This window comes from Citrobacter sp. Marseille-Q5395 (assembly GCF_947057495.1).
GTDB lineage: Bacteria > Pseudomonadota > Gammaproteobacteria > Enterobacterales > Enterobacteriaceae > Citrobacter > Citrobacter murliniae.
In genome coordinates this window covers 553,515-578,139 of sequence record NZ_CAMSEL010000001.1, presented here as the reverse complement: position 1 = coordinate 578,139, position 24,625 = coordinate 553,515, and the positions used below count along the sequence as shown (strand labels likewise).

Below are 24,625 nucleotides of genomic sequence, written 5' to 3'. Positions count from 1 at the left end.
AGGCGTCGGTAAGCCTCTTTCCGGCATCTTTTCTCCCCTCTGACAGTCTCTGCCGGAGGGGTTGTCTATGGTAAAACAGCGGAAATGGATATGACGGCGCACACTCAGGACATCGGGAAGGAAGTCTCTTCGGTCATCGCCCAGTCATGGCATCGTTGCAGCAAGTTTATGCAGCGGGAAACCTGGCAGGCGCCGCATCAGGCGCAGGGACTGACTTTTGAGTCGATTTGTCGACGCAAGACCGCGCTGCTGACGATAGGCCAGGCTGCGCTGGAAGATGCCTGGGAGTTTATGGACGGACGTCCCTGCGCGCTGCTTATTCTGGATGAGTCTGCCTGTATTCTCAGCCGTTGCGGCGATCCACAGACGGTAGAACAACTGGCGGAACTTGGGTTTCTGGATGGTAGCTACTGTGCTGAGAGCATCATTGGCAGCTGTGCATTGTCGCTGGCGACAATGCCAGGACAACCGACAAAAACCAGCGGGGATCAGCACTTTAAACAGGCGTTGCATCCGTGGTCATTTTGCTCAACGCCGGTGTTTGATAACCACGGGCGACTGTTTGGCTCGATTTCGCTTTGCTGCCTGGTAGAGCATGAATCCATTTCTGATTTATCGCTGACGCTGGCGATTGCTAGGGAAGTCGGTAATTCTTTGCTGACCGACAGCCTGTTAGCCGAATCTAACCGACATCTCAATCAGATGTACGGATTGCTGGAGAGTATGGATGATGGCGTGATGGCCTGGAACGAGCAGGGCGTACTGCAGTTTCTCAATGCACGCGCCGCCATGCTGTTGCATCTGGATGCCCAAGCCAGCCAGGGGAAAAACATTAATGACCTGGTCAATTTACCCACCCTGCTGCGTCGTGCGATTAAACATGCCCGCGGCCTGAATCACGTCGAAGTCACCTTTGAGAGTCAGCATCAGTTTGTTGATGCGGTCATTACTCTGAAGCCGATTGTAGAAGAACAGGGCAACAGCTTTATTTTGCTATTGCATCCGGTTGAGCAAATGCGTCAGTTGATGACCAGTCAACTGGGCAAGGTTAGCCATACTTTTGAACAGATGTCGACGGATGATCCGGAAACCCGGCGTTTGATTCATTTTGGTCGCCAGGCGGCCAGGGGAAGTTTCCCGATCCTGTTGTGCGGTGAAGAGGGGGTGGGTAAAGAGCTTCTCAGTCAGGCCATTCACAATGAAAGCGAACGTGCCAGCGGCCCTTATATTGCCGTGAACTGCCAGTTGTATGCCAACAGCGTACTGGGGCAGGACTTTACGGGCAGTGCACCAACCGATGATGAAAATGGTCGACTGAGTCGCCTCGAACTGGCGAACGGTGGCACGCTGTTTCTGGAAAAAATTGAGTATCTGGCGCCGGAGCTACAATCTGCTCTGTTACAGGTGATCAAGCAGGGGGTGTTGACTCGCCTCGATGCCCGTCGGTTGATCCCGGTTGATGTGAAAGTGATCGCCACTACCACGGTAGATCTTGCTAATCTGGTGGAGCAAAACCGCTTTAGCCGCCAGCTGTATTACGCACTACACTCCTTTGAGATTGTTATTCCACCGCTGCGGGCGCGGCGTAACAGTATTCCGGCACTGATTCATACGCGCCTTAACAGCCTGAAGAAACGCTTTTCATCCAGCCTGAAACTGGACGACGACGCGCTGGCACAACTGGTAGCTTATTCGTGGCCGGGCAATGACTTCGAGCTAAACAGCATTATCGAGAATATCGCCATCAGCAGCGATAACGGCCATATTCGCCTGAGCAATCTGCCGGATTATCTGTTTGCCGAACGTCCAGGTCTGGAGGCCGCATCGTCGCTGCTTCCTGCCAGCCTGACGTTTACCGCCATCGAAAAAGAGGCGATCATCCACGCTGCTCGTGTTACCAGTGGGCGTGTGCAGGAGATGTCGCAACTGCTGAACATTGGGCGTACCACGCTGTGGCGCAAGATGAAACAGTACGACATTGATGCCAGCCAGTTTAAACGCAAACATCTGGAGTAGTTTCTTCAATTCTGGCCATTGAGAACAGCGCATCCGATAAGCGATTGATGTAACGCTTAAGCTCTCCGCGTACGGCAATTGTTCTGTCCATTGCTGTGAGAATACGCTCCAGCCGTCGTGTCAGCGTTCGTGCAACGTGCAATTGCGCAGATGCCAGATTTTTCCCTGGAGTCACAAACTCTTTAAGCGGGCCACTTTGCGCCATATTGCGGTCAATCAGTTGCTCCAGTGTCTGAATATCCCCTTCGCCAATGGTCTGTTTTAAACGGGAAAGACCTTTTTCATCACTGGCTAGCTCGGCGCCCAGCACAAACAGTGTTTTCTGGATGGCGTGTAGATCCTGCTGTAGCTCTGTTTGCCGGGTCGTAGCGTAGCAGACGCCAAGCTGGGAAATCAGCTCATCTACGGTGCCGTAGGCATTAACGCGGATATCATCTTTGTCGATACGACTGCCGCCAAACAACGCGGTAGTGCCCTTATCGCCGGTTCGGGTATAGATGCGATACATTTATGTTATCTCACTGAAGGGAAGAACTTTGACCAGTTGACCGGCGTTGGCGCCAAGTGTGCGAACCTGTTCGATTCCGGCAGCGATATGCCCACAGACCAGCGCACGATCCTCGGGTAACTGGGCATGGGTTAAGGCAATATCACCTGTCATGCTGAGGCCGAGACCAACGCGCAGCGCCGAGCTTTTTGCTGCCCGTTTGCTGAGCGCCAACGCGCTCTCATTCTCGTCGTAACTGATGGCCTTGTAGGGGACGCCTTGCTCTTCCAGTCCCCAGCACAGCTCATCAAGCACGCGAGTATCCTGCCAGCGCGAGTGATAAAAAAGATGCACACCTGGAGATGAAAGTGACATTGCGTCCCCCCTTTTTCAGTCAGAATGCCTGGTGGAAGATTTCGGCAACCTCTTTCTCATTCCCTTTACGCGGGTTCGAGAACGCGTTGCCGTCTTTCAGCGCCATTTCCGCCATATACGGGAAATCTTCTTCTTTTACGCCAAGCTCGCGCAGATGCTGCGGAATCCCGATATCGGCAGAGAGGCGGGCAATCGCATGAATCGCCAGTTCAGCGGCGTCCATGGTGGACAGGCCATCCGTGTTCTCGCCCATAAAACCGGCGATATCAGCGAATTTTTCCGGGTTGGCAATCAGGTTATAACGCGCCACGTGTGGCAGCAGAACAGCATTTGCCACGCCGTGCGGCATGTCATACAGGCCACCTAGCTGGTGCGCCATGGCATGCACGTAGCCGAGGTTGGCGTTGTTAAAGGCCATACCCGCCAGCAGAGAGGCATAGGCCATATTTTCGCGGGCTTTCAGGTTGCTGCCCAGCGCGACGGCCTGACGTAAATTACGGGCGATCAGGCGAATCGCCTGGATAGCAGCGGCATCGGTGACCGGGTTGGCATCTTTTGAAATATACGCCTCAACGGCGTGAGTCAATGCATCCATCCCGGTGGCGGCGGTGAGTGGTGCAGGCTTTCCGAGCATCAGCAGTGGATCATTAATAGAGACAGACGGCAGGTTGCGCCAGCTGACAATAACGAATTTCACTTTTGTTTTGGTGTTAGTCAGCACGCAGTGGCGGGTCACTTCGCTGGCGGTACCGGCGGTGGTATTGACCGCAACGATTGGGGGCAGCGGGTTGGTCAGTGTTTCAATTCCGGCATAGCTGTAGAGATCGCCTTCATGAGTGGCGGCGATGCCAATGCCTTTACCGCAGTCGTGCGGGCTACCGCCACCGACGGTGACGATAATATCGCACTGCTCTTTACGAAAAACTGCCAGGCCATCACGTACGTTGGTGTCTTTAGGATTCGGCTCGACGCCATCAAAAACCACTACCTCAATACCTGCTTCACGCAGATGGCTGAGGGTTTTATCTACCGCACCGTCTTTAATTGCCCGCAGGCCTTTATCAGTAACCAGCAGTGCTTTTTTCCCACCCAGTAGTTTGCAGCGTTCGCCGACGACGGAAATAGCATTAGGGCCAAAAAAGTTCACATTTGGCACCAGGTAATCAAACATACGATAGCTCATAATATACCTTCTTAAGTTTAATTTATAATTCAGAGAAGCAATTCAGTGCGCTTTGGGCTAATAACATATCCTGTTCAACAGTGCCGCCACTGACGCCGACAGCACCGATTGTTTTTCCGTTTGATATGACAGGCAAGCCGCCGCCAAAAATAACTATTCGCTGTTGGTTGGTTAGCTGTAAACCATATAGAGAAGCACCAGGCTGTACCGCATCAGTAATTTCGTGAGTACCTTGTCGCAGGCAGCAGGCGGTATACGCTTTATTGAGAGAAATGTCACAACTGGTGATAAACGCCTCGTCCATACGTTGCATCAGCAGCGTATTTCCGCCGTGATCAACAACAGAAAAGACCACCGGAACGTTGATTTCATGCGCTTTCGCCTCGACTGTGGCTGCCATTTTCTTTGCTGCCGCCAGTGTGATGGTGGCGATGGGTTGGGTCTTATTCACATTATCTCCTGACAAGATTGTAGGGCTGAGGTCGCGAAAAATATTGTGCGTCAGCTATTTTTTTAGTGGATTTTCTTTATTCTCGCGCTGCGTGTTATTAAGTCAATAGGGTGAGGTTTTCTAAAAAATTAAGTTTATTTACTGCTTTTGGCATTTGTTGATAATGATCATTTAACCCTGTCACAATTCGCTGTGAATATTTAAGATAGCCGTTTCAATGTGGAACGAAGAAGTTTAATTACGTACCAAATTGGAACGAAATTAATTTAATTTTTTTATTGGTCTGCTCATTTAAAGTTCGGCTATTGCTGATGAAAGGCGATTGCCGGGGATTTAATCCTCCGGTGATCTGGCCCAGCGTCTCTATTCTTTATCTTTTGAGTCTATAAATTATGAGAAGATCAAAACGATTCGAAGCCCTTGCCCGGCGGCCTGTAAACCAGGATGGGCTTATTGGCGAATGGCCGGAAGAAGGGCTAATCGCCATGGAAAGCCCCTACGATCCGGCGTCGTCGGTGAAGGTGGAAAATGGTCGTATTGTTGAGCTGGACGGCAAGAGCCGCGCACAGTTCGACATGATTGACCGTTTTATTGCCGACTATGCCATTAATGTCTCCCGGACAGAGCAAGCGATGCAGCTCGATGCGCTGGACATAGCCAGAATGCTGGTGGATATCCACGTCAGTCGGGAAGAGATCATTGCGATTACTACCGCAATCACTCCGGCGAAGGCGGTGGAAGTGATGGCGCAAATGAACGTGGTGGAGATGATGATGGCGCTGCAAAAAATGCGTGCCAGACGAACTCCCTCAAACCAGTGCCACGTCACCAACCTGAAAGATAATCCGGTCCAGATTGCCGCCGACGCTGCCGAGGCGGGGATCCGTGGCTTTTCCGAACAGGAAACGACAGTGGGTATCGCTCGCTATGCGCCGTTTAACGCACTGGCGCTACTGGTTGGCTCACAGTGTGGTCGCCCTGGCGTGCTTACGCAATGTTCTGTTGAAGAAGCCACGGAGCTGGAACTGGGGATGCGTGGATTCACCAGTTACGCCGAAACGGTATCGGTATACGGGACTGAGTCGGTGTTTACCGATGGCGATGATACCCCATGGTCAAAAGCCTTTCTCGCCTCGGCTTATGCTTCTCGCGGACTGAAAATGCGCTATACCTCCGGTACCGGATCTGAAGCGCTGATGGGCTATTCAGAAAGTAAATCAATGCTCTATCTCGAGTCGCGCTGCATTTTTATCACCAAGGGAGCAGGCGTTCAGGGGCTGCAAAACGGTGCGGTTAGTTGTATCGGGATGACCGGCGCGGTGCCGTCGGGGATCCGCGCGGTGCTGGCGGAAAACCTGATTGCCTCGATGCTCGACCTTGAAGTGGCATCAGCGAATGACCAGACCTTCTCGCACTCCGATATTCGTCGCACCGCGCGCACCTTGATGCAGATGTTGCCCGGCACCGACTTTATCTTCTCCGGCTACAGCGCAGTACCGAACTACGACAATATGTTTGCCGGGTCGAACTTTGACGCCGAAGACTTCGATGATTACAACATTCTGCAGCGCGATCTGATGGTTGACGGTGGTCTGCGTCCGGTCACTGAAGAGGAAACCATCACCATCCGTAATAAAGCCGCCCGCGCCATTCAGGCGGTATTCCGCGAGCTGGGCCTGCCGCTGATTAGTGATGAGGAAGTTGAAGCCGCGACCTATGCCCACGGCAGCAAAGATATGCCTGCGCGCAATGTCGTGGAAGATCTGGCAGCGGTGGAAGAGATGATGAAGCGCAATATTACCGGGCTGGATATTGTTGGGGCATTAAGCGCCAGTGGCTTTGAAGATATCGCCAGCAATATTCTCAATATGTTGAGACAGCGTGTCACCGGCGATTACCTGCAAACATCTGCCATTCTTGACCGTCAGTTCGATGTGGTTAGCGCCGTCAACGATATCAATGATTATCAGGGGCCTGGCACCGGCTATCGCATTTCCGCTGAACGCTGGGCGGAAATTAAAAACATTGCGGGCGTGGTTCAGCCCAACTCCATTGAATAAGGCGGTACTCCTGTGGAATGCACAACTGAACGTAAGCCAGTTTTCACATTGCAGGTCAGTGAAGGAGAGGCGGCAAAGGCAGACGAACGCGCAGATGAGGTGGTGATTGGCGTTGGTCCGGCCTTTGATAAATACCAGCATAAAACCCTGATTGATATGCCGCACAAGGCGATCCTGAAAGAGCTGGTTGCCGGGATTGAAGAAGAGGGACTGCATGCGCGGGTGGTCAGGATCCTGCGTACCTCGGATGTTTCGTTTATGGCCTGGGATGCGGCGAACCTTAGCGGTTCCGGCATTGGTATTGGTATCCAGTCAAAAGGAACAACGGTTATTCATCAGCGCGATTTACTGCCGCTGAGCAACCTTGAGCTTTTTTCTCAGGCACCGCTACTGACGCTGGAAACCTACCGGCAGATCGGCAAGAACGCTGCGCGTTATGCGCGTAAAGAGTCACCCTCGCCTGTTCCGGTGGTGAATGATCAGATGGTGAGGCCGAAATTTATGGCTAAAGCCGCGCTGTTTCATATTAAAGAAACCAAACATGTGGTGCAGGACGCCTCTCCTGTCACGCTGCACGTTGCATTAGTAAGGGAATGACCATGAACGAAAACATCATGACCGCGCAGGATTATCCGTTAGCGACTCGTTGTCCGGAGAAAATCCTTACGCCTACCGGTAAACCGTTAACTGACATCACCCTTGAGAATGTGTTGGCGGGGCGTGTGGGACCGCAGGATGTGCGTATTTCTCAGCAAACGCTGGAGTATCAAGCACAGATAGCTGAGCAAATGCAGCGTCACGCCGTTGCGCGCAATTTCCGTCGTGCGGCGGAACTGATTGCCATTCCGGATGCCCGTATTCTGGAAATTTACAACGCGCTACGCCCGTTTCGCTCTTCAATGACGGAATTACTGGCTATTGCTGATGAGCTTGAACACACCTGGCACGCTACGGTGAATGCCGGTTTTATCCGTGAGTCAGCAGAGGTGTATCAGCAGAGAAACAAGCTGCGGAAAGGCAGCCAATAACGGAGGCAGTATGTCGTTAGTTGCGGGGATTGATATCGGCAACGCCACGACAGAAGTGGCGCTGGCACAGCGTGGCAGGTTTGTCGCCAGCGGGATTGTCGCCACGACGGGTATGAAAGGCACGCGGGACAACATCGCCGGGGTGATAGCCTCTTTGCAGCAGGCGCTGGATAAAACGCCATGGTCACTTAGCGATGTGGTGAAAGTTTGCATCAACGAGGCCGCACCAGTGATTGGCGATGTCGCGATGGAAACGATCACTGAAACCATCATTACGGAATCGACAATGATTGGCCATAACCCACAAACTCCGGGTGGCGTTGGGGTAGGGATGGGTACCACTATCGCTCTGGAAAAGTTGGCTTTGTTAAACAAAGATCAGTTTGCGCAGGGCTGGATCCCGTTGGTTGGTGAAAAGATAGATTTTCTCGAGGCGGTCTGGTTGTTGAATGAGGCACTGGATCGTGGTGTTAACGTCGTGGCGGCGATCCTGAAAAAGGATGATGGCGTGCTGGTTAACAATCGCCTGCACCGAACATTGCCGGTAGTCGATGAAGTGACGCTGCTGGAAAAGGTACCGGAAGGTGTGCTGGCTGCGGTGGAAGTCGCTGCGGCAGGGCAGGTTGTTCGGGTGCTGTCGAATCCCTACGGCATCGCCACCTTCTTTGCCCTGACGCCTGAGGAGACCCAGACGATCGTGCCGATCGCCAGGGCGCTGATTGGCAATCGTTCCGCCGTGGTGTTGAAAACGCCGCAGGGGGATGTACAGTCGCGAGTGATCCCGGCAGGAAAGATCTTTATCAGCGGAGAAAAGCGCAGTGGCGAAGCCGATGTGTCGCAAGGGGCACAGGCGATTATGCAGGCGATGAACGGATGTGCTCCTGTACGCGATATTCGTGGTGAGGCTGGTACGCACGCGGGCGGTATGCTTGAGCGCGTGCGTAAGGTGATGGCCTCGTTGAGCGGCCACGATATGAACACAGTACATATCCAGGATCTGTTGGCGGCAGATACCTTTATCCCCCGTAAAGTCCAGGGCGGTATCGCCGGGGAACATTCGATGGAGAATGCCGTTGGCATTGCGGCGATGGTGAAATCCGATCGGTTACAGATGCAGGCGATCGCCAGCGAACTGAGTACTCGACTGGGTACGTCCGTTGAAGTCGGCGGTGTGGAGGCCAATATGGCAGTGGCTGGGGCGTTGACCACCCCCGGATGTGCAGCACCACTGGCGATCCTTGATTTAGGCGCAGGATCTACCGATGCCGCCATTATTAATGGTGATGGTGTCGTTAAGGCGGTGCATCTGGCAGGAGCAGGAAACATGGTCAGTTTACTGATTAAAACGGAGCTGGGGCTGAACGATCCTTTTCTGGCTGAGGAGATTAAGAAATACCCGCTGGCGAAAGTGGAGAGTCTGTTCAGTATTCGTCACGAGAATGGTGCAGTGGAGTTTTTTCGCGAGCCGCTAAGTCCCTCTGTTTTCGCCAAAGTGGTATATCTGAAAGATGGTGAACTTATCCCTATTGATAACCAGACGTCGCTGGAGAAAATCCGCCTGGTGCGTCGTCAGGCAAAGGATAAGGTCTTTGTGACTAATTGCCTGCGCGCGTTGCGCCAGGTCTCACCCGGCGGCTCTATCCGCGATATTACCTTTGTGGTGCTGGTGGGGGGCTCATCGCTGGATTTTGAAATCCCACAAATGATCACCGAAGCGCTGTCGCATTACGGCGTCGTTGCCGGTCAGGGCAATATTCGAGGCACAGAAGGGCCGCGCAATGCGGTGGCAACCGGGCTGGTTTTAGCCGACGAAGCGTAACAATAGTGCAGAAAATCGCCACCGCAAGCGTTTGGCTGAGGCATGAATCAAATAAAGGTAACGTTCTCTTTGATATCCCGGCTGACTTGGGTTCATATTATAAATGTGTTTATTACGCGGTTAATTTTAAGGATAAGAGCATGCCAACAGCAATTGAGAAAGCATTGGATTTTATTGGTGGTATGAACACATCGGCGTCAGTACCACATTCAATGGATGAAAGTACGGCCAAGGGAATTTTAAAATATTTGAATGAGTTAGGTGTGCCAGCTAGCGCAGCCGATATTATGGCTCGCGGTGAACAAGAGGGATGGAATCCAGAGTTCACGAAAAAAGTGGCCGGATGGGCAGAAAAAATTGCCTCCGGTAATCGTATCCTCATTAAGAATCCTGAGTTTTTTACAGCCTACATGCAGGAACAGCTCCAGGCGTTAGTGTGAGCTGATCGTTTGAATTAGACGCTAACCGGACGTTTCCACTTTCAGAGTGGTGGCGTCCAAAAGCGTTATCAACATGCTGGTGAGTACGGATTATCACTGTACTGCTCAGGACTCCATCGACATCCCCCAGTTTTTTCCGATCGTCATTACCTGTTCAGGTATACAAATTTCAGTTTCGTTATTGATTAGCCTCCTCTGGGGACCTGCCTAAATAATCAGAGAGCACACAAAACAAAAAGGACCTGCGATTGCTCGCAAGTCCTTGAAATTTGGTGGCCCCTGCTGGACTTGAACCAGCGACCAAGCGATTATGAGTCGCCTGCTCTAACCACTGAGCTAAGGGGCCGTGGCGGTGGATTATAAAGTAACTCTGTGCTGCAATCCAGCCATAAGCGTACGGATGCTGTTTTTATAAACAATGTATTTTCAGTCCGTTATACTTGTCCATTGATGTATTGCTGGGAGTGATTATGGTTAAGGACATACTGGCGCCGGGGCTGCGAGTAATTTTTTGCGGCATCAATCCGGGGCTATCTTCGGCGGGGACAGGGTTTCCATTTGCACATCCTGCAAACCGCTTCTGGAAAGTCATCCATCAGGCGGGATTTACCGATCGCCAGCTAAAGCCGGAAGAGGCGGAACATTTGCTGGATTTCCGCTGTGGTGTTACCAAATTTGTCGACAGACCGACGGTACAGGCCAATGAAGTGAAGCTACAGGAAATGCGTAGCGGTGGCCGTAAACTCATTGAGAAAATTGAAGACTATCAGCCTTCGGCGTTAGCTATTCTGGGTAAACAGGCGTTTGAACAAGGTTTCAGCCAGCGTGGGGCGCAGTGGGGAAAACAGACGTTCACGATTGGTGGTACGCAGATCTGGGTGTTGCCAAACCCCAGCGGGTTGAGCCGGATTTCGCTGGAAAAGCTGGTGCAAGCGTATCGGGAATTAGATGACGCCCTGGTTGTTCGCGGGCTGTAAAGAAAAACGCCACCTTGCGGTGGCGTTTGTGCTTATACGGCGAGATTAATCGTCGAGGAAGCTACGCAGCACTTCAGAACGGCTCGGGTGGCGCAGTTTACGCAGCGCCTTCGCTTCGATCTGACGGATACGTTCGCGGGTAACGTCGAACTGTTTACCTACTTCTTCCAGCGTGTGGTCGGTGTTCATATCAATACCGAAGCGCATACGCAGGACTTTCGCTTCACGTGCGGTCAGGCCAGCCAGTACGTCGTGCGTAGCGGCACGCAGGCTCTCAGTGGTCGCAGAATCCAGCGGCAGCTCGAGGGTGGTATCCTCGATGAAATCACCCAGATGCGAATCTTCGTCGTCGCCGATTGGCGTTTCCATGGAGATAGGCTCTTTGGCGATCTTCAGCACTTTGCGGATCTTATCTTCCGGCATCAGCATACGTTCAGCCAGTTCTTCCGGCGTCGGCTCGCGACCCATCTCTTGCAGCATCTGGCGGGAGATACGGTTGAGCTTGTTGATAGTCTCAATCATATGTACCGGGATACGGATGGTACGTGCCTGATCCGCGATCGAACGGGTGATCGCCTGACGGATCCACCAGGTTGCATAGGTGGAGAACTTGTAACCACGACGGTATTCAAACTTATCTACCGCTTTCATCAGACCGATGTTGCCTTCCTGAATCAGATCCAGGAACTGCAGACCACGGTTGGTGTATTTTTTGGCGATAGAGATAACCAGACGCAAGTTTGCTTCAACCATCTCTTTTTTCGCACGGCGGGCTTTCGCTTCACCGATTGACATACGACGGTTGATATCTTTGACCTGCTCAATGGTCAGTCCGGTTTCTTCTTCGATCTGCTGCAGTTTCTGCAGGCCGCGGTGAACATCATCTGCAACGTCGTGCAGTTTTTCAGACCACGGCTTGTTCATTGCGATTGCTGCGTTGAACCAGGTTTCGCTGGTTTCGTTGCCGGTGAACAGAGTAATGAAGTTTTTCTTCGGCATTTTGCACTGCTCAACGCAGAGCTTCATGATCAGACGTTCCTGAGTACGCACACGGTCCATCATGACGCGCATGCTGTTTACCAGGTAGTCGAACTGCTTCGGCACCAGGCGGAACTGTTTGAACACTTCAGACAGCTTCTGAATTTCTTCCTGCGCGGCTGCATGGCTGCGGCCTTTCGCTTTGATAGTGTCACGGGTGATTTCGTACTGAGTACGCAGCTCACCGAATTTCTCACGCGCTAATTCAGGATCGATGCTGTTGTCGTCATCGCTGCTGTCGTCGTCTTCTTCTTCATCTTCGTCTTCGTCGTCATCCATCTCTTCCTGAGAGAGTTCAGAGCCAACGTGCGTCGCTGTTGGTGCCAGGTCTTCTTCCGCGTTCGGATCAACAAAGCCGGTGATCAGATCGGAAAGACGCGCTTCTTCAGCTTCAACGCGATCGTATTGTTCAAGCAGGTAGGTGATGGCTTCCGGGTATTCGGCAACGGAGCATTGAACCTGGTTAATCCCGTCTTCAATACGTTTAGCGATGTCGATTTCGCCTTCACGGGTTAACAGTTCAACGGTACCCATTTCACGCATATACATGCGTACCGGGTCAGTTGTACGGCCGATTTCGGACTCAACGCTGGACAGAACCTGGGCAGCCGCTTCTTCCGCGTCTTCATCGGTGCTGTTGGAGGTTTCGGCAAGCAGCAGATCATCGGCATCCGGTGCTTCTTCCATCACCTGAATACCCATGTCATTGATCATTTGGATGATGTCTTCGATTTGATCTGAATCGACGATATCTTCCGGCAGATGGTCATTGACCTCGGCATAGGTCAGATAGCCTTGCTCCTTACCACGTTGGACAAGAAGCTTCAGCTGTGACTGCGGGTTTTGCTCCATAAGACGGTATCCACACTTAATTCGTTTGATTGGTGTTGGGCGGTAAAACCGCCAACGGCAAAACGAGGGCATACTTATATTTGCCGCTGCCTCTCCGTGCGGCTGTCGGGGTCTTCCCGAACGATATTCGGCAGTTAAGCCGTTAAATACTTCATCCTTCACGTTGTCTCTGCGTTAGCTGCGTTCTCTCATCCTGGTCATGTACTGATGTACACTCCCTGGAGTTCGTTCACTTGCTGCCTTGATACAACGCGAATGATTTTGTCTTTCGCTTATTTTTTCGCCAGCTCCTGGTTCAGTGTCCAGAGTTCCCGGCGTTCTTCGCTGCTTAAACCGTGTGTGCGCTCACGAGCTATCAACTCTTCCTGGCGCAGTTCAAGCATCGAATCAAACATATGGTTGAGTGAGTCGGTGAAGGTTTTTTCTGCGATATCTTTATCTGCTATATCGTCCCACATCGACAGTTTTTCAAGGGTTGCAGCATCATTTGTGCCGCGATAGTGCTCTAAAAGTTGTCCGGTGGTCAGACCTGGCTGAGACAGACAAGTGTTGACCAGTTCTCTAAATAAGCCAAGTCCGGGTAGCTTATTTTGGTCCAGGGCGCCTAACGGCGGAACCAGCGGTGCTAAGTCCGGGTTTTGCACCAGTAACCCTATCAGTATACGCATGGTAGTGCGTTTTAGCTGTGGAACAGGGCGGGAAGCCCCATTTTCTGCCAGTTTTGGCATTAAACGTTCAAGCTGGCTGTCATCCAGAATGCCGAGCTTGTTCCCTAACTCCTGCCGCAGATAAATACGCAGCGTTTCGCCTGGAACCTGAGTGATCAGCGGCAGTGCTAAAGTGCTTAGCTGTGCACGTCCATCCGGAGTACTCAAATCCACCTGGGGCAGCAGGCTGTTAAATAAAAACGCGGAGAGCGGTAAGGCCTGCTCCATCCGGGTTTCAAATGCCTCTTTCCCTTCTTTACGCACCAGCGTATCGGGATCTTCGCCATCAGGTAAAAACATAAAGCGCAGCTGACGTCCGTCTGTCATATAAGGCAGTGCGGTTTCCAGCGCGCGCCAGGCAGCATCGCGTCCGGCACGGTCTCCGTCGTAACAGCAAATGACGTTGTTCGTCGCACGGAACAGCAGTTGAATGTGATCGGCGGTGGTTGACGTCCCAAGGGATGCCACGGCGTAGTTAATGCCGAATTGTGCCAGCGCGACCACATCCATATAGCCTTCAACCACTAACAGGCGCTGTGGATCGGCGTTATCCTGTTGGGCTTCATAAAGGCCATACAACTGGCGACCTTTATGGAAAATATCGGTTTCCGGGGAGTTCAGGTACTTCGGCAGGGCATCGCCCAGCACGCGTCCACCAAAACCAATCACCCGACCACGTTTGTCGCGGATGGGGAACATAACCCGTTCACGGAAACGATCGTAACTGCGTCCCTGATCGTTGGTGACCAACATACCCGCGTCGATCAGCGATTTGCGATTTTCAGGATTACCGCCAAACCGTTTCAGGACGTTGTCCCAGCCGGGGGGCGCAAAACCAATAGCAAAACGGGTGATCACGTCGCTACTGAGTCCTCGCTTTTCCAGATACTGGCGCGCAGGTGTAGCGGCGGGTTGCATCAGAGACTGTTGATAAAACGTGTTCAGGCCATCCATCAATTGATAAAGACTTTGCCGTTGATGGCGCTCTATCTGACTGGGGCCACTGCCTGCTTCATAAGGCACTTCGAGGTTGTGCATTGCGGCAAGTTCTTCGACGGTTTCCACAAACTCGAGCTTGTCGTAGTTCATGAGAAAATCGACGGCGTTGCCATGCGCGCCACATCCAAAGCAGTGATAAAACTGTTTTTCACCGTTTACGGTGAAAGAGGGGGTTTTTTCGTTATGGAACGGACAGCACGCATGATAATTTTTGCCCTGCTTTTTCAGCTTCACCCGCGCATCGATCAGATCGACAATGTCGGTTCTTGCTAGCAGATCATTAATAAAAACACGTGGAATTCGTCCAGCCATAAGCCCCGTTATTTCTGATGACTATAAACGAAAATAAGCCGCGCATTCCTTTCGGAAGCACGGCCTTACAACTACAACTCGGTCTGAATTGAGAGACTTAGCTCTCAGAAGACTTAGTACAGACGAGTGCGGCGTGCGTTTTCGCGAGCCAGTTTCTTCGCGTGACGTTTCACAGCAGAAGCTTTAGCGCGCTTACGTTCGGTAGTCGGTTTTTCATAGAACTCACGACGACGAACTTCCGCCAGAACACCTGCTTTCTCGCAGGAACGCTTGAAGCGACGCAGTGCTACGTCGAACGGCTCGTTTTCACGTACTTTAATTACCGGCATGTAACTCTCACCTTTAATAAATTCGGTTTGCCGCTGGCATCAACGCCAGCTTATTTCAAAATGGTGCGGAATTTTACTGCAATTGCTGCTGCTTTGTAAAGCACCGACACGATATTGAAAGGGACTTTTATAAGGGTGAGGAGTATACACGACGCTTCTTCCTGGGGCGAACAAAGTTTTACATCAACCCGCATTCGACCTACACTGCGCGGTATTAGAGCGAGGTAAAACAAGACATGCGTGTACTGGGAATTGAAACATCCTGTGATGAAACCGGCATCGCCATTTACGACGATGAAAAAGGTCTTTTAGCCAACCAATTGTATAGTCAGGTGAAATTGCACGCTGACTACGGTGGTGTTGTGCCTGAACTGGCCTCGCGCGATCACGTGCGTAAAACTGTGCCGCTGATTCAGGCTGCGTTAAAAGAAGCGAACCTGACGGCAAAAGATATTGATGCGGTGGCCTATACTGCAGGCCCAGGTCTGGTTGGCGCGCTGCTGGTTGGGGCAACGGTTGGGCGCTCGCTGGCGTTCGCATGGAACGTGCCTGCAATTCCTGTTCACCATATGGAAGGCCATCTGCTGGCACCGATGTTGGAAGATAATCCGCCGGAATTCCCTTTTGTAGCACTGCTGGTTTCCGGTGGACACACACAACTGATTAGCGTCACTGGTATTGGCCAGTATGAACTGCTGGGCGAATCGATTGATGATGCCGCAGGCGAAGCGTTCGATAAAACGGCCAAGCTGTTGGGGCTGGATTATCCTGGCGGCCCGATGCTCTCTAAGCTGGCATCGCAAGGTGTGGAAAAGCGCTTTGTCTTCCCGCGCCCGATGACCGATCGTCCGGGACTGGATTTCAGCTTCTCCGGTCTGAAGACCTTTGCCGCGAACACCATCCGTAATAACGAAAATGACGATCAGACTCGCGCGGATATCGCTCGTGCCTTTGAAGATGCAGTAGTCGATACGCTGATGATCAAGTGCAAACGCGCGTTGGATCAAACCGGTTTTAAACGTCTGGTGATGGCGGGTGGAGTGAGTGCGAACCGTACTCTGCGTGCGAAACTGGCGGAGATGATGCAAAAACGCCGTGGTGAAGTGTTCTATGCGCGCCCGGAATTTTGTACTGATAACGGGGCGATGATCGCCTATGCCGGCATGGTGCGTTTTAAAGCCGGTGCTACGGCAGACCTTGGCGTAACGGTGCGCCCACGCTGGCCGCTGGCGGAATTACCGGCAGCATAAGTTGATATAGTGCCGGATAGCAGTATCCGGCCTACAGATTCCGTAGGCCCGGTAAGCACAACGTTACCGGGCAAGAAAACTACTCCCGCAGCATCCCTTTTTCTTCCAGAAATGTGATTATTTTTTCCAGACCCGCGCCCGTTTTTAAATTAGTAAACGTCCACGGACGCTCGCCGCGCATGCGCATAGTGTCGCGCTCCATAACTGCTAGTGAGGCTCCGACGTAAGGGGCGAGATCGGTTTTGTTGATCACCAGAAAATCAGATTTAGTGATCCCTGGCCCGCCTTTACGTGGGATCTTTTCGCCTTCGGCGACGTCGATCACGTAGATCGTCAGATCCGCTAATTCCGGGCTGAAGGTTGCGCTCAGGTTGTCGCCGCCGCTTTCCACAAAGATCAGCTCCAGATTGCCAAACTTTTTGCTCAGCGCTTCCACCGCAGCCAGATTCATCGAAGCATCTTCACGGATCGCCGTATGTGGACAGCCGCCGGTTTCCACTCCCACAATTCTTTCCGGCTCCAGCGCCCCCGCTTCGGTGAGAATGCGCTGATCTTCTTTGGTGTAAATATCGTTGGTCACCACAGCCAGTTGGTATGTGTTGCGCATGGCTTTGCATAATGCCTCCAGCAACGCCGTTTTACCGGAACCGACCGGACCACCCACGCCAACGCGCAGGGGATGTTTGTATTCACTCATTTTTTCTCCTCAGGAGCGGAATAATCGGCAATATTGGTTTTCATGTCGGGCAGAGGCGATAGCGGCCAGCGGTGTTGCGGATCCCAGTCCGTCATCAGGACATGTCAGTGCCTGATCCAGGCCCTGCGCATATCGATCGCAAAGCAAAAGAATCAATCGCTGCGCCGCCTGTTGCCCAAAGGGAACCAGTTTGACCCCGGCCATGACGGCGCTCTCGATCCAGCTGTAGCCGAAACTCAGAGCGAGACTGATCAGAGGGATTTTCCAGCGCACGCCCAGCCAGGCCAAACCGCAAAGCTGGCTGTCGGCGAAGATCGCGCGCCATTCCTGGGCGCAATCCGGTTCCCAGTCGACCACCAGGCGTGCGAAGGCTGCACCTCTGCTGCGTTCTTCCTCACGCAGTTCTCGGGTTTCCCGACAGGCCTGCAGATATGCCGTCCAGCGGCGGGCAGTACTGATATCATCCAGCTCACAGGCATGGTAAAGGCGGGCCAGCAGTGGTAAATCGACGGAAAAAAAGTTCTGTTCCATCTGTTGGATTTGCCACTGCGCGAAGGTTTCGGTATCTGTTACCCAGCCGATTTCCACCGCCCACTCCAGACCCTGGGACCAGGTAAACGATCCCACCGGTAAGCTACTGCTGGCGAGCTGCATCAGGCGCAGCTGTTGGGTTTCACGCATCAGTGTGCATGACTGTGATGGTGCCCGTGGGACTCGCTGGCATACGCGCCCGCTTCCGGCTCAAAGGGCAGGTGGGCAAACGTGACCTGTAGATCGAACTGGCGCAGCATGTCATCCAGCACATGATCGTGGTGATAGCGCAGTTCATCGGGCAGAATTTGCAGCGGTACGTGACGGTTTCCCAGGTGATAACAGGCTTTAGCGAGCAGGAACGGATCGGTGCAGTGCACGACGGAGACTGCTTCGTTTGCTGCGATAATTTCTACCACTTCTGTACCTTCTGCCGTGCTCAGACGATCCCCCCCGCGTAACAACAGACCACGTGGCAGCAGTAAACCCGCCTCACGCCCGTCGTTCAGCCGCACTTTCGCGCGGCTTTTGACGCGAACATCGATGGGCAGCGTCAGCGTGGCGGTTATAGCGGCAGAGGTTTCAATACGTTGCGTCAGAAACAGCATCTCGACTCCTTAAAATAAAAAGTAACGTTGCGCCATCGGCAGCACGTCTGCCGGTTCGCTGGTAATTAATTCACCGTCGATGCGTACCTCATAGGTCTGGGCATCGACGGTAATATTGGGTTGCAGACAGTTGTGGATCATGTCGGCTTTTTTTACCGTCCGGCAGTCTTTTGCCACCGCGATAGCGCTTTGCAAATTGAGCTGCTGTGGGATGTTATGTGTAGCAGCAGCTTGCGAAATAAACGTCAGGCGGCTGTGATGGCGTGCTGCGCCGAGTGCCCCGAACATCATGCGGTAATGCACCGGCTGTGGAGTGGGAATCGAGGCGTTGATATCGCCCATCGGCGCGCAGGCAATCATGCCCCCCTTAATGATCGTGGCGGGCTTCACGCCAAAAAAAGCGGGTGACCAGAGCACCAGATCCGCCAGTTTTCCGACCTCTATCGAGCCAACCTCATGGGCGATGCCGTGTGTCAGCGCCGGGTTGATGGTGTATTTGGCGATATAACGTTTAACACGCTGGTTATCGTTGTCGCCGGTCTCTTCCGCCAGCGCGCCGCGCTGGATCTTCATCCGGTGGGCTACCTGCCAGGTTCGCAGGATCACTTCCCCGACACGTCCCATCGCCTGGGAATCTGATGACGTCAGAGAAAACGCGCCAATGTCATGCAGGACGTCTTCGGCAGCGATCGTTTCCCGGCGAATGCGTGACTCGGCAAACGCCACGTCTTCGGCAATATCCGGGTCGAGGTGATGGCAGACCATCAACATGTCCAGATGTTCATCGATGGTATTGACGGTATAAGGCAGCGTCGGGTTGGTGGAAGAGGGTAAAATATTGGCATATGCGCAAGCAGTGATGATATCCGGTGCATGCCCGCCGCCAGCACCTTCAGTGTGGAAGGTATGAATAGTGCGATCGCCGATCGCTGCCAGTGTATCTTCGACGAAGCCGGACTCATTCAACGTATCGCTGTGTAGCGCGACCTGAATGTCCATCTCTTCGGCCACGCTCAACGCACAGTCGATCGCCGCAGGTGTTGCACCCCAGTCCTCATGGATCTTCAGACCGAGCGCACCTGCCATTACCTGTTCGCGTAGAGCATCAGGACTCGAGCCGTTGCCTTTGCCCAGAAGACCAATATTGACCGGTAGCGTGTCTGCCGCCTGTAACATTCGGGCGATATACCACGGACCTGGCGTGCAGGTTGTCGCATGGGTCCCGGCAGCAGGACCTGTGCCGCCACCGATCATTGTTGTCACGCCGGAGACCAGCGCCTCTTCTGCCTGTTGTGGGCAGATCCAGTGAATATGGGTATCCACGCCGCCTGCGGTGACGATCTTTCCTTCACCGGCTATCGCTTCCGTCCCTACACCGATCGGGATCGTGACATCGGGCTGTATATCCGGGTTGCCCGCTTTGCCTATAGCGACGATCCTGCCCTCTTTTATGCCGATATCTGCTTTGACGATCCCCCAGTGATCGATGATCAACGCGTTAGTGATCACCAGGTCCACGCACGCCTGAGCGTTCATTTGCCCCTGGCCCATACCATCGCGGATCACCTTTCCACCGCCGAATTTGACCTCCTCACCGTAAGTGGTGAGATCGTTTTCTACTTCGATCCACAGTTCGGTATCTGCCAGACGGACTTTGTCACCAGTGGTGGGGCCAAACATGTCGGCGTAGGCCTGCCGGGATAGATCACTCATTGCCTGCCTCCAGCGCGCCCATCACGTCGCCGCGAAAACCAAAGATCCGCTGTGCACCCGCCACGCGAACCAGTTCGACTTCCCGCTTTTGACCAGGCTCGAAACGTACTGCTGTACCTGCAGGAATATTCAGACGAAAACCTAATGCTTTTGGACGATCAAAACGCAGCGCCGGATTGACCTCATAAAAGTGATAATGCGATCCGACCTGAACGGGGCGATCGCCATGGTTCTCCACCACGAGCGTGCAGGTTTCTCTTCCTGCGTTGATGGCGATATTTCCCGCCAGAACTTTATATTCACCAGGGATCATGACCGCTCCTTATATGATCGGGTTGTGAACGGTGACCAGCTTCGAACCGTCCGGGAAGGTGGCTTCAACCTGAATGTCCGGGATCATTTCCGGCACCCCCTCCATCACCTGATCGCGGGTCAGAACGTGGCGACCGTCTTCCATCAGTGATGCAACGGTTTTGCCGTCACGCGCACCTTCCATGATGAAGGCGCTAATCAACGCTACCGATTCCGGGTAATTGAGCTTCAGTCCGCGGGCCAGGCGGCGCTCGGCCACCAGCGCAGCAGTAAAGAGCAACAACTTGTCTTTTTCTCTGGGAGTCAGTTCCATAGTGGTTCTCTTATGTTTGCCAGATTCGGGGTAGTACAGGGGGTTTTTGAGTCAGCAGCGGGCGCAGAAACTGCCAGAGGTTGCGCATTACGCGCTGAACGACCAGGTTGTCATTGGCGAGAACGCGTACCGTCAACAATGAGTCGACCACCGTTGCCCCGGTATAATCGCCGAGAGGCGCAAGCCGTTCGCGAATGCCATCCAACATGTTTTCTGTGGCCGGATAGCACAGCAGCGTGCCAACCCAGGGCTGACAGGCAAGGGCATTCAGTTCACCGTTTTGAATATGTAGCCGTTCTATCAGCAACGGCAAACCCTCTCGCCACACCTCCAGACGGCTGTGTAGCGAGCCGTGGTTGAAGGCTTCCTGCATCACCGGTCGCCCCAGACAGTAGAGATCCCAGGCCAGCAGACGGCTGTTACTGGCAAGATGAAACGCGGACTGAAGGTTCGCGTGTGCGCCGGGAAAGAGGATCGTATCCTGCGGGAGCCATTCCAGCGTGCTTTGCGGAGCGAGTGTAAAATCCTGGCGCAGTACTGCCAGTGGACCTGAACTGCGATAAAACTTCCCTGCACCGGGCATGGTGATTAACGCGTGGCTTTTGTTATCCAGAGCGACGGAGATATGTAACTCATCGCCTCCGACAATCCCGCCGGGCGGATGAAGTAAATAGAGGTGGCACACGTCTTCTTCCGGGTAGAACGGGCGTTGTACCGTTAGTGGACCAACATGGCGAGCTGAAGCGAGCACTGTTTTGTGCGCGGAACGGGTGAACCGCAGGTCCAGTTCAGCCTGCCAGCCCCGTGTGAGTGTCTCGTGCGCCGCGGTGTCCAGAGCGTTTCCCTTATCAACGTGAGGATGTGTGCATACCAAAAAGTATGCCTCAGCGCACAGGTAAACGGTCATACAAGAAGCTTATGGAAAAAAGGGGCGGCATCATGTCGCCCCAACGAGGTTTACAGCAAAACGAGAGGCATCCAGATCAGACCGGTTATCACCAACAGCACCAGGAAGATCAGGCCGAAAATTGCGCCCAGCCGCCAGTAATCAACCGTTGGTAAATAGCCGCTGCCGTAATAGATCGGGCTTGGACCTGTTGCGTATGGGGTAAGAATACTGCCCAGACCAATTGCAGCCCCTACCATCAGGCAGAATACCGGCAGCGGGATTGCCGGCATTGCCAGTGCGGCAGCAATCATCATTGGAGCCAGTGCGGAAGTATAAGCTGTGGCACTGGCAAAGAAGTAGCGCAGCAGGTAAAACACCACGATCAGTGCCACCATTACCATGATGGGCGAGTAACCGCTTAGTCCGTTCGCCAGTAATTTACCAAACCAGGTAATAAAGCCGGTGTTATTTAGCCCGGTCGCCAGGGTAATCAGTGAGGCCAGCCAGAAAAAGACGTTCCATGCTGCTTTATTACTGACAATGTCATCCCAGGATATGATACGTAGCACCAGCATCAGTGCGACGACGCTGTAACCGACCATTGCGGCATCGATATAATCGCCGCCAAAGATCCACAGCAACAGTGCCCCGACCATCAGTACCAGCATTTTCTTTTCTCGCGAGCAGAGGGGGCCCATCGCGTTAAGTTCCGACTCTGCCCAGAGAGGAACCTGATTGCCTGATTTTAGCACCGGTGGGTACAGCACATACGCCAGCCATGGCACTAACAACACCAGTAAAATGCTCAGCGGCAGCATACCTAAGAACCAGTCGCCCCAGCTTAGTGCGGTATGAGAAGCGCCTTTCATCAGGCCAATCAGCAGCAGGTTTGGCGCCATTGCCGTTAAGAAAATGGCGCTGGTGACGCAGTCAGCGACGATTCCCATCCACATAATATAGGAGCCAATAGAGCGAGAACTGGAATCATTCGGCTGTGAATTATACAGCGGCGGCAGGTTACGAATAATCGGATAGATAATTCCTGCACCACGCGCAGAGTTGGAAGGGGTGACGGGGGCGAGGATCAGCTCAGAAAACATCACCGCATAGCCGAGAAACAGTGTACGGTGTCCCATCCTTTTCACCAGCCATAGCGCAATACGCCGACCCAGACCGGTTTTCTCATAACCGGTACCGAACATAAATGCTGCGAAAATCAGCCAGATAACCGAGTTTGAAAAACCAGAAACTGCCCACGACAATGATTTGGCGGTAAATTTAAAACTGTCCTGGGCAAGTTGTTCAGGGCTAAATAACAGCCATGGCGAAAGTACAGCGATGATCGAGATCCCGATCATTGCCACCACAGCGCCTGGTACAGGTTCCAGAATGAGTCCCACAATCACACCGGTAAAGACGGCAAAATAGAGCCAGGTATGACTCTCAAGACCAGTGGGAACGGGCAGAACAGCAATAATGGCGATGACCACCAGCGGAGCCAGGTATCGCCACCAACCAGCTAAAGGTGCCATTGTTGTATCCCTGCGAAAAGAGGAGAGGCATCACGCCTCTCCGGGAGGGTTATTTGATGTAGTGCACGTGCTCGCAGATCTCGTCCACGATAGGGTCGCGACGTTCAGCGAACAGCTTTTTGTTTTCAGCGATCAGGTTGTTACCGTGGGTATCGATGGAGACAATCAGCGGACCGAACTCTTTTACCCGACAAACCCATAGCGATTCCGGCATCCCAAGCTCTGTCCAGTGCACTTCTTCGATCTCTTCAACCTGCGTTGCGGCAACTACCGCACACCCTGCGGGGAAGATCACATGCAGCGCTTTAAACTGCTTACATCCTTCTTCAGTCAACGGCCCCATGCCACCTTTACCGACGACCAGTTTCACGCCTGTTTGCTCAATGAACTCTTTCTCAAAGGCCTCCATACGCATGCTGGTGGTTGGACCGACGGAGACCATCTCCCATTTTTCCCCGTTCTTACGCACGATAGGCCCGGCGTGGAAGATCGCTTTACCGTTGAGGTCGAAAGGAATAGGACGTTTAAGCTCGATCAGGCGGCGATGACATACGTCACGGCAGGTGACCAGCGTACCGGTAAGGTAAATCACATCGCCAACGCGAATATCTTCCAGGTCTTCGGCTTTGATCGGGGTTGTCAGGATCTTTTTCATAACGCGCTCCGGGTGTGAGACAGATTTTCGAAGGAGAGATCGGCATGAACCAGCAGCGTGCCGCGACGATGCGCCCAGCAGCCGGTAGAAACGGCGACACCAATCGTCGATGGATGACGTGCAGCGGATTCAATATGTACACCCATGACGGAACTATTGCCGGTTAGCCCCTGTGGACCAATCCCCAGACGGTTAAGTCCCTCTTCCAGACGCAGTTCCAGCTCAGCGGCTTTTGGATTTGGGTGGCGTGTTCCAATAGGACGCAGAACGGCCTTACGTGAGAGCACGGCAGCGGTTTCCACGGAAGTGGCGATACCAACGCCTACCAGCACTGGCGGGCAGGCGTTTACCGCCAGTGTTGAAATGTTTTCGAAGACAAATTTCACCACGCCTTCATAACCTTCGGAGGGCATTAACACTTTGGAACGTCCTGGTAACGTACAGCCTCCACCTGCCATATAGACTTCGATTTCAGCATCATCACCGTCAGGGATGATGTCCCAGGTCACCCACGGCACGCCGGTACCGGTATTTTTCCCGGTATTTACTTCGTCAAAAATCTCTACTGCGTTATGGCGCAGCGGTGCTTTTACCGTGGCATCTTCAACGGCCTGCTTAAGAATGCTTTGCAGTTCACCCAGGAGAGGAAAACGTGAACCGACCTTCACAAAGAACATGATCTCACCGGTGTCCTGACACGCCGGGCGATTCAGGTCGATAGCTTTTTGCATGTTATCGAACATGGTGTGATAGATAATTTTGCCCATGGGCGAGGTTTCGCCTTCCCGTAGCTGTTTTAATTTATCCACAACGTCATCGGGCATCCGGGTAGAAATCATGGCGGTAAAATCAGCGACAATGTTAGTCAACGTCTTTATCGCATTTTGGTTATTTTGATTGCTCATCATGTCAACTCCAGTTCTTTTATTTATCTGGAAATAAATTCTCCGCCACAAACTACCACTAAAAATGTGGTTTTATATTTTTTGCTGCTGTGAATATCTAATTAACAGTTCGTGAATGATGTCAAAATAAGGCGCTGAAAATTGCGC

General features: G+C 52.9%; 25 protein-coding genes and 1 tRNA gene. 8 read left to right on the top strand and 18 right to left on the bottom strand.

Translation table 11 applies throughout. From position 1 onward, the window contains the following. Nucleotides 1-90: 90 nt before the first annotated feature. Nucleotides 91-2,016, top strand: a complete 1,926-nt coding sequence (gene dhaR / locus OH663_RS02630) for a dihydroxyacetone kinase operon transcriptional regulator DhaR (RefSeq protein ID WP_045449791.1) — start codon at nt 91-93, stop codon at nt 2,014-2,016. Here dhaR and OH663_RS02625 read toward each other — a convergent pair. Genes OH663_RS02625 through OH663_RS02610 form a run of 4 tightly spaced genes read right to left on the bottom strand, consistent with a single transcriptional unit; the run spans nt 1,994 to nt 4,512 of the window. Beyond that, nucleotides 1,994-2,524 carry a cob(I)yrinic acid a,c-diamide adenosyltransferase gene (locus OH663_RS02625; protein WP_045447812.1) on the bottom strand — a complete coding sequence of 177 codons (531 nt, stop codon included), beginning with the start codon at nt 2,522-2,524 and terminating at the stop codon, nt 1,994-1,996. The two genes, dhaR and OH663_RS02625, sit on opposite strands and share 23 nt — an antisense overlap. Beyond that, a complete protein-coding gene (locus OH663_RS02620) occupies nt 2,525-2,878 on the bottom strand; it encodes a glycerol dehydratase reactivase beta/small subunit family protein (RefSeq protein ID WP_200010033.1) in 354 nt (117 codons plus the stop codon). Nucleotides 2,879-2,897: 19 nt separating this feature from the next. Next, a complete protein-coding gene (dhaT, locus tag OH663_RS02615; protein WP_048220520.1) occupies nt 2,898-4,061 on the bottom strand; it encodes a 1,3-propanediol dehydrogenase in 1,164 nt (387 codons plus the stop codon). Nucleotides 4,062-4,083: 22 nt separating this feature from the next. Next, nucleotides 4,084-4,512, bottom strand: coding sequence for a GlcG/HbpS family heme-binding protein (locus OH663_RS02610; RefSeq protein WP_200010031.1), 429 nt, complete (start codon nt 4,510-4,512; stop codon nt 4,084-4,086). A 392-nt stretch (nt 4,513-4,904) separates the two neighbouring features. On the opposite strand from OH663_RS02610, the gene OH663_RS02605 reads away from it, so the two are divergent. The 5 genes from OH663_RS02605 (at nt 4,905) to OH663_RS02585 (ending at nt 9,859) form a co-directional block, all read left to right on the top strand. Next, on the top strand, nt 4,905-6,572 hold the full coding sequence (locus OH663_RS02605; RefSeq protein ID WP_048220522.1) for a propanediol/glycerol family dehydratase large subunit: 1,668 nt from the start codon (nt 4,905-4,907) through the stop codon (nt 6,570-6,572). 12 nt (nt 6,573-6,584) lie between these two features. Continuing rightward, nucleotides 6,585-7,169, top strand: coding sequence for a propanediol/glycerol family dehydratase medium subunit (locus OH663_RS02600; protein ID WP_048220523.1), 585 nt, complete (start codon nt 6,585-6,587; stop codon nt 7,167-7,169). 2 nt (nt 7,170-7,171) lie between these two features. Next, entirely contained in the window at nt 7,172-7,600 is a 429-nt protein-coding gene (locus tag OH663_RS02595) for a glycerol dehydratase small subunit DhaB3 (protein WP_200010029.1), read from the top strand. A 10-nt stretch (nt 7,601-7,610) separates the two neighbouring features. Continuing rightward, nucleotides 7,611-9,419, top strand: coding sequence for a diol dehydratase reactivase subunit alpha (locus tag OH663_RS02590; RefSeq protein WP_048220524.1), 1,809 nt, complete (start codon nt 7,611-7,613; stop codon nt 9,417-9,419). 140 nt (nt 9,420-9,559) lie between these two features. Further along, nucleotides 9,560-9,859 carry a DUF1889 family protein gene (locus OH663_RS02585; protein WP_045449790.1) on the top strand — a complete coding sequence of 100 codons (300 nt, stop codon included), beginning with the start codon at nt 9,560-9,562 and terminating at the stop codon, nt 9,857-9,859. Nucleotides 9,860-10,129: 270 nt separating this feature from the next. On the opposite strand, the gene OH663_RS02580 is transcribed toward OH663_RS02585, so the two are convergent. Further along, a tRNA-Ile gene (locus OH663_RS02580) sits at nt 10,130-10,205 on the bottom strand. Nucleotides 10,206-10,329: 124 nt separating this feature from the next. Here OH663_RS02580 and mug point away from each other — a divergent pair. Continuing rightward, on the top strand, nt 10,330-10,836 hold the full coding sequence (gene mug / locus OH663_RS02575; protein ID WP_045447729.1) for a G/U mismatch-specific DNA glycosylase: 507 nt from the start codon (nt 10,330-10,332) through the stop codon (nt 10,834-10,836). Between the two features lie 45 nt (nt 10,837-10,881). Here the strand turns inward: mug and rpoD are convergent, their stop codons facing one another. The 3 genes from rpoD to rpsU form a co-directional block, all read right to left on the bottom strand. Further along, a complete protein-coding gene (gene rpoD, locus OH663_RS02570) occupies nt 10,882-12,726 on the bottom strand; it encodes an RNA polymerase sigma factor RpoD (protein WP_045447727.1) in 1,845 nt (614 codons plus the stop codon). Nucleotides 12,727-12,998: 272 nt separating this feature from the next. Continuing rightward, the gene (dnaG, locus tag OH663_RS02565) at nt 12,999-14,744 is read right to left on the bottom strand and encodes a DNA primase (RefSeq protein WP_045447725.1); all 1,746 of its coding nucleotides are present in this window, start codon (nt 14,742-14,744) and stop codon (nt 12,999-13,001) included. A gap of 113 nt (nt 14,745-14,857) precedes the next feature. Continuing rightward, entirely contained in the window at nt 14,858-15,073 is a 216-nt protein-coding gene (gene rpsU / locus OH663_RS02560; RefSeq protein WP_001144069.1) for a 30S ribosomal protein S21, read from the bottom strand. A gap of 236 nt (nt 15,074-15,309) precedes the next feature. Here rpsU and tsaD point away from each other — a divergent pair, with 236 nt between their 5' ends. Further along, entirely contained in the window at nt 15,310-16,323 is a 1,014-nt protein-coding gene (tsaD, locus tag OH663_RS02555; RefSeq protein ID WP_045447717.1) for a tRNA (adenosine(37)-N6)-threonylcarbamoyltransferase complex transferase subunit TsaD, read from the top strand. A gap of 79 nt (nt 16,324-16,402) precedes the next feature. Here the strand turns inward: tsaD and ureG are convergent, their stop codons facing one another. The 10 genes from ureG to ttdA all read right to left on the bottom strand — a co-directional run bounded on the left by ureG (nt 16,403) and on the right by ttdA (nt 24,481). Beyond that, complete coding sequence (gene ureG / locus OH663_RS02550; RefSeq protein WP_045447714.1) at nt 16,403-17,020, bottom strand: urease accessory protein UreG; 618 nt, start codon at nt 17,018-17,020, stop codon at nt 16,403-16,405. Nucleotides 17,021-17,029: 9 nt separating this feature from the next. Beyond that, nucleotides 17,030-17,701 (bottom strand): urease accessory protein UreF, encoded by a 672-nt coding sequence (locus OH663_RS02545; RefSeq protein ID WP_045447711.1) that lies wholly within the window; start codon nt 17,699-17,701, stop codon nt 17,030-17,032. Beyond that, nucleotides 17,701-18,159: an urease accessory protein UreE gene (gene ureE / locus OH663_RS02540; RefSeq protein ID WP_200010027.1), complete on the bottom strand. Its 459-nt coding sequence runs from the start codon at nt 18,157-18,159 to the stop codon at nt 17,701-17,703. The genes OH663_RS02545 and ureE overlap by 1 nt, the downstream gene beginning before the upstream one ends. Nucleotides 18,160-18,168: 9 nt before the next feature. Further along, nucleotides 18,169-19,872 (bottom strand): urease subunit alpha, encoded by a 1,704-nt coding sequence (gene ureC, locus OH663_RS02535; RefSeq protein ID WP_200010025.1) that lies wholly within the window; start codon nt 19,870-19,872, stop codon nt 18,169-18,171. Then, entirely contained in the window at nt 19,865-20,185 is a 321-nt protein-coding gene (locus OH663_RS02530) for an urease subunit beta (RefSeq protein ID WP_200010024.1), read from the bottom strand. The genes ureC and OH663_RS02530 overlap by 8 nt, the downstream gene beginning before the upstream one ends. 9 nt (nt 20,186-20,194) lie before the next feature. Then, complete coding sequence (locus OH663_RS02525) at nt 20,195-20,497, bottom strand: urease subunit gamma (protein ID WP_045447688.1); 303 nt, start codon at nt 20,495-20,497, stop codon at nt 20,195-20,197. A 10-nt stretch (nt 20,498-20,507) separates the two neighbouring features. Further along, on the bottom strand, nt 20,508-21,371 hold the full coding sequence (locus tag OH663_RS02520; protein WP_223307014.1) for an urease accessory protein UreD: 864 nt from the start codon (nt 21,369-21,371) through the stop codon (nt 20,508-20,510). An 83-nt stretch (nt 21,372-21,454) separates the two neighbouring features. Continuing rightward, on the bottom strand, nt 21,455-22,918 hold the full coding sequence (locus tag OH663_RS02515) for an anion permease (RefSeq protein WP_200010019.1): 1,464 nt from the start codon (nt 22,916-22,918) through the stop codon (nt 21,455-21,457). A 49-nt stretch (nt 22,919-22,967) separates the two neighbouring features. After that, entirely contained in the window at nt 22,968-23,573 is a 606-nt protein-coding gene (gene ttdB, locus OH663_RS02510; RefSeq protein WP_045447683.1) for a L(+)-tartrate dehydratase subunit beta, read from the bottom strand. Beyond that, nucleotides 23,570-24,481 carry a L(+)-tartrate dehydratase subunit alpha gene (gene ttdA, locus OH663_RS02505; RefSeq protein WP_370637214.1) on the bottom strand — a complete coding sequence of 304 codons (912 nt, stop codon included), beginning with the start codon at nt 24,479-24,481 and terminating at the stop codon, nt 23,570-23,572. The genes ttdB and ttdA overlap by 4 nt, the downstream gene beginning before the upstream one ends. Between the last annotated feature and the right edge of the window lie 144 nt (nt 24,482-24,625).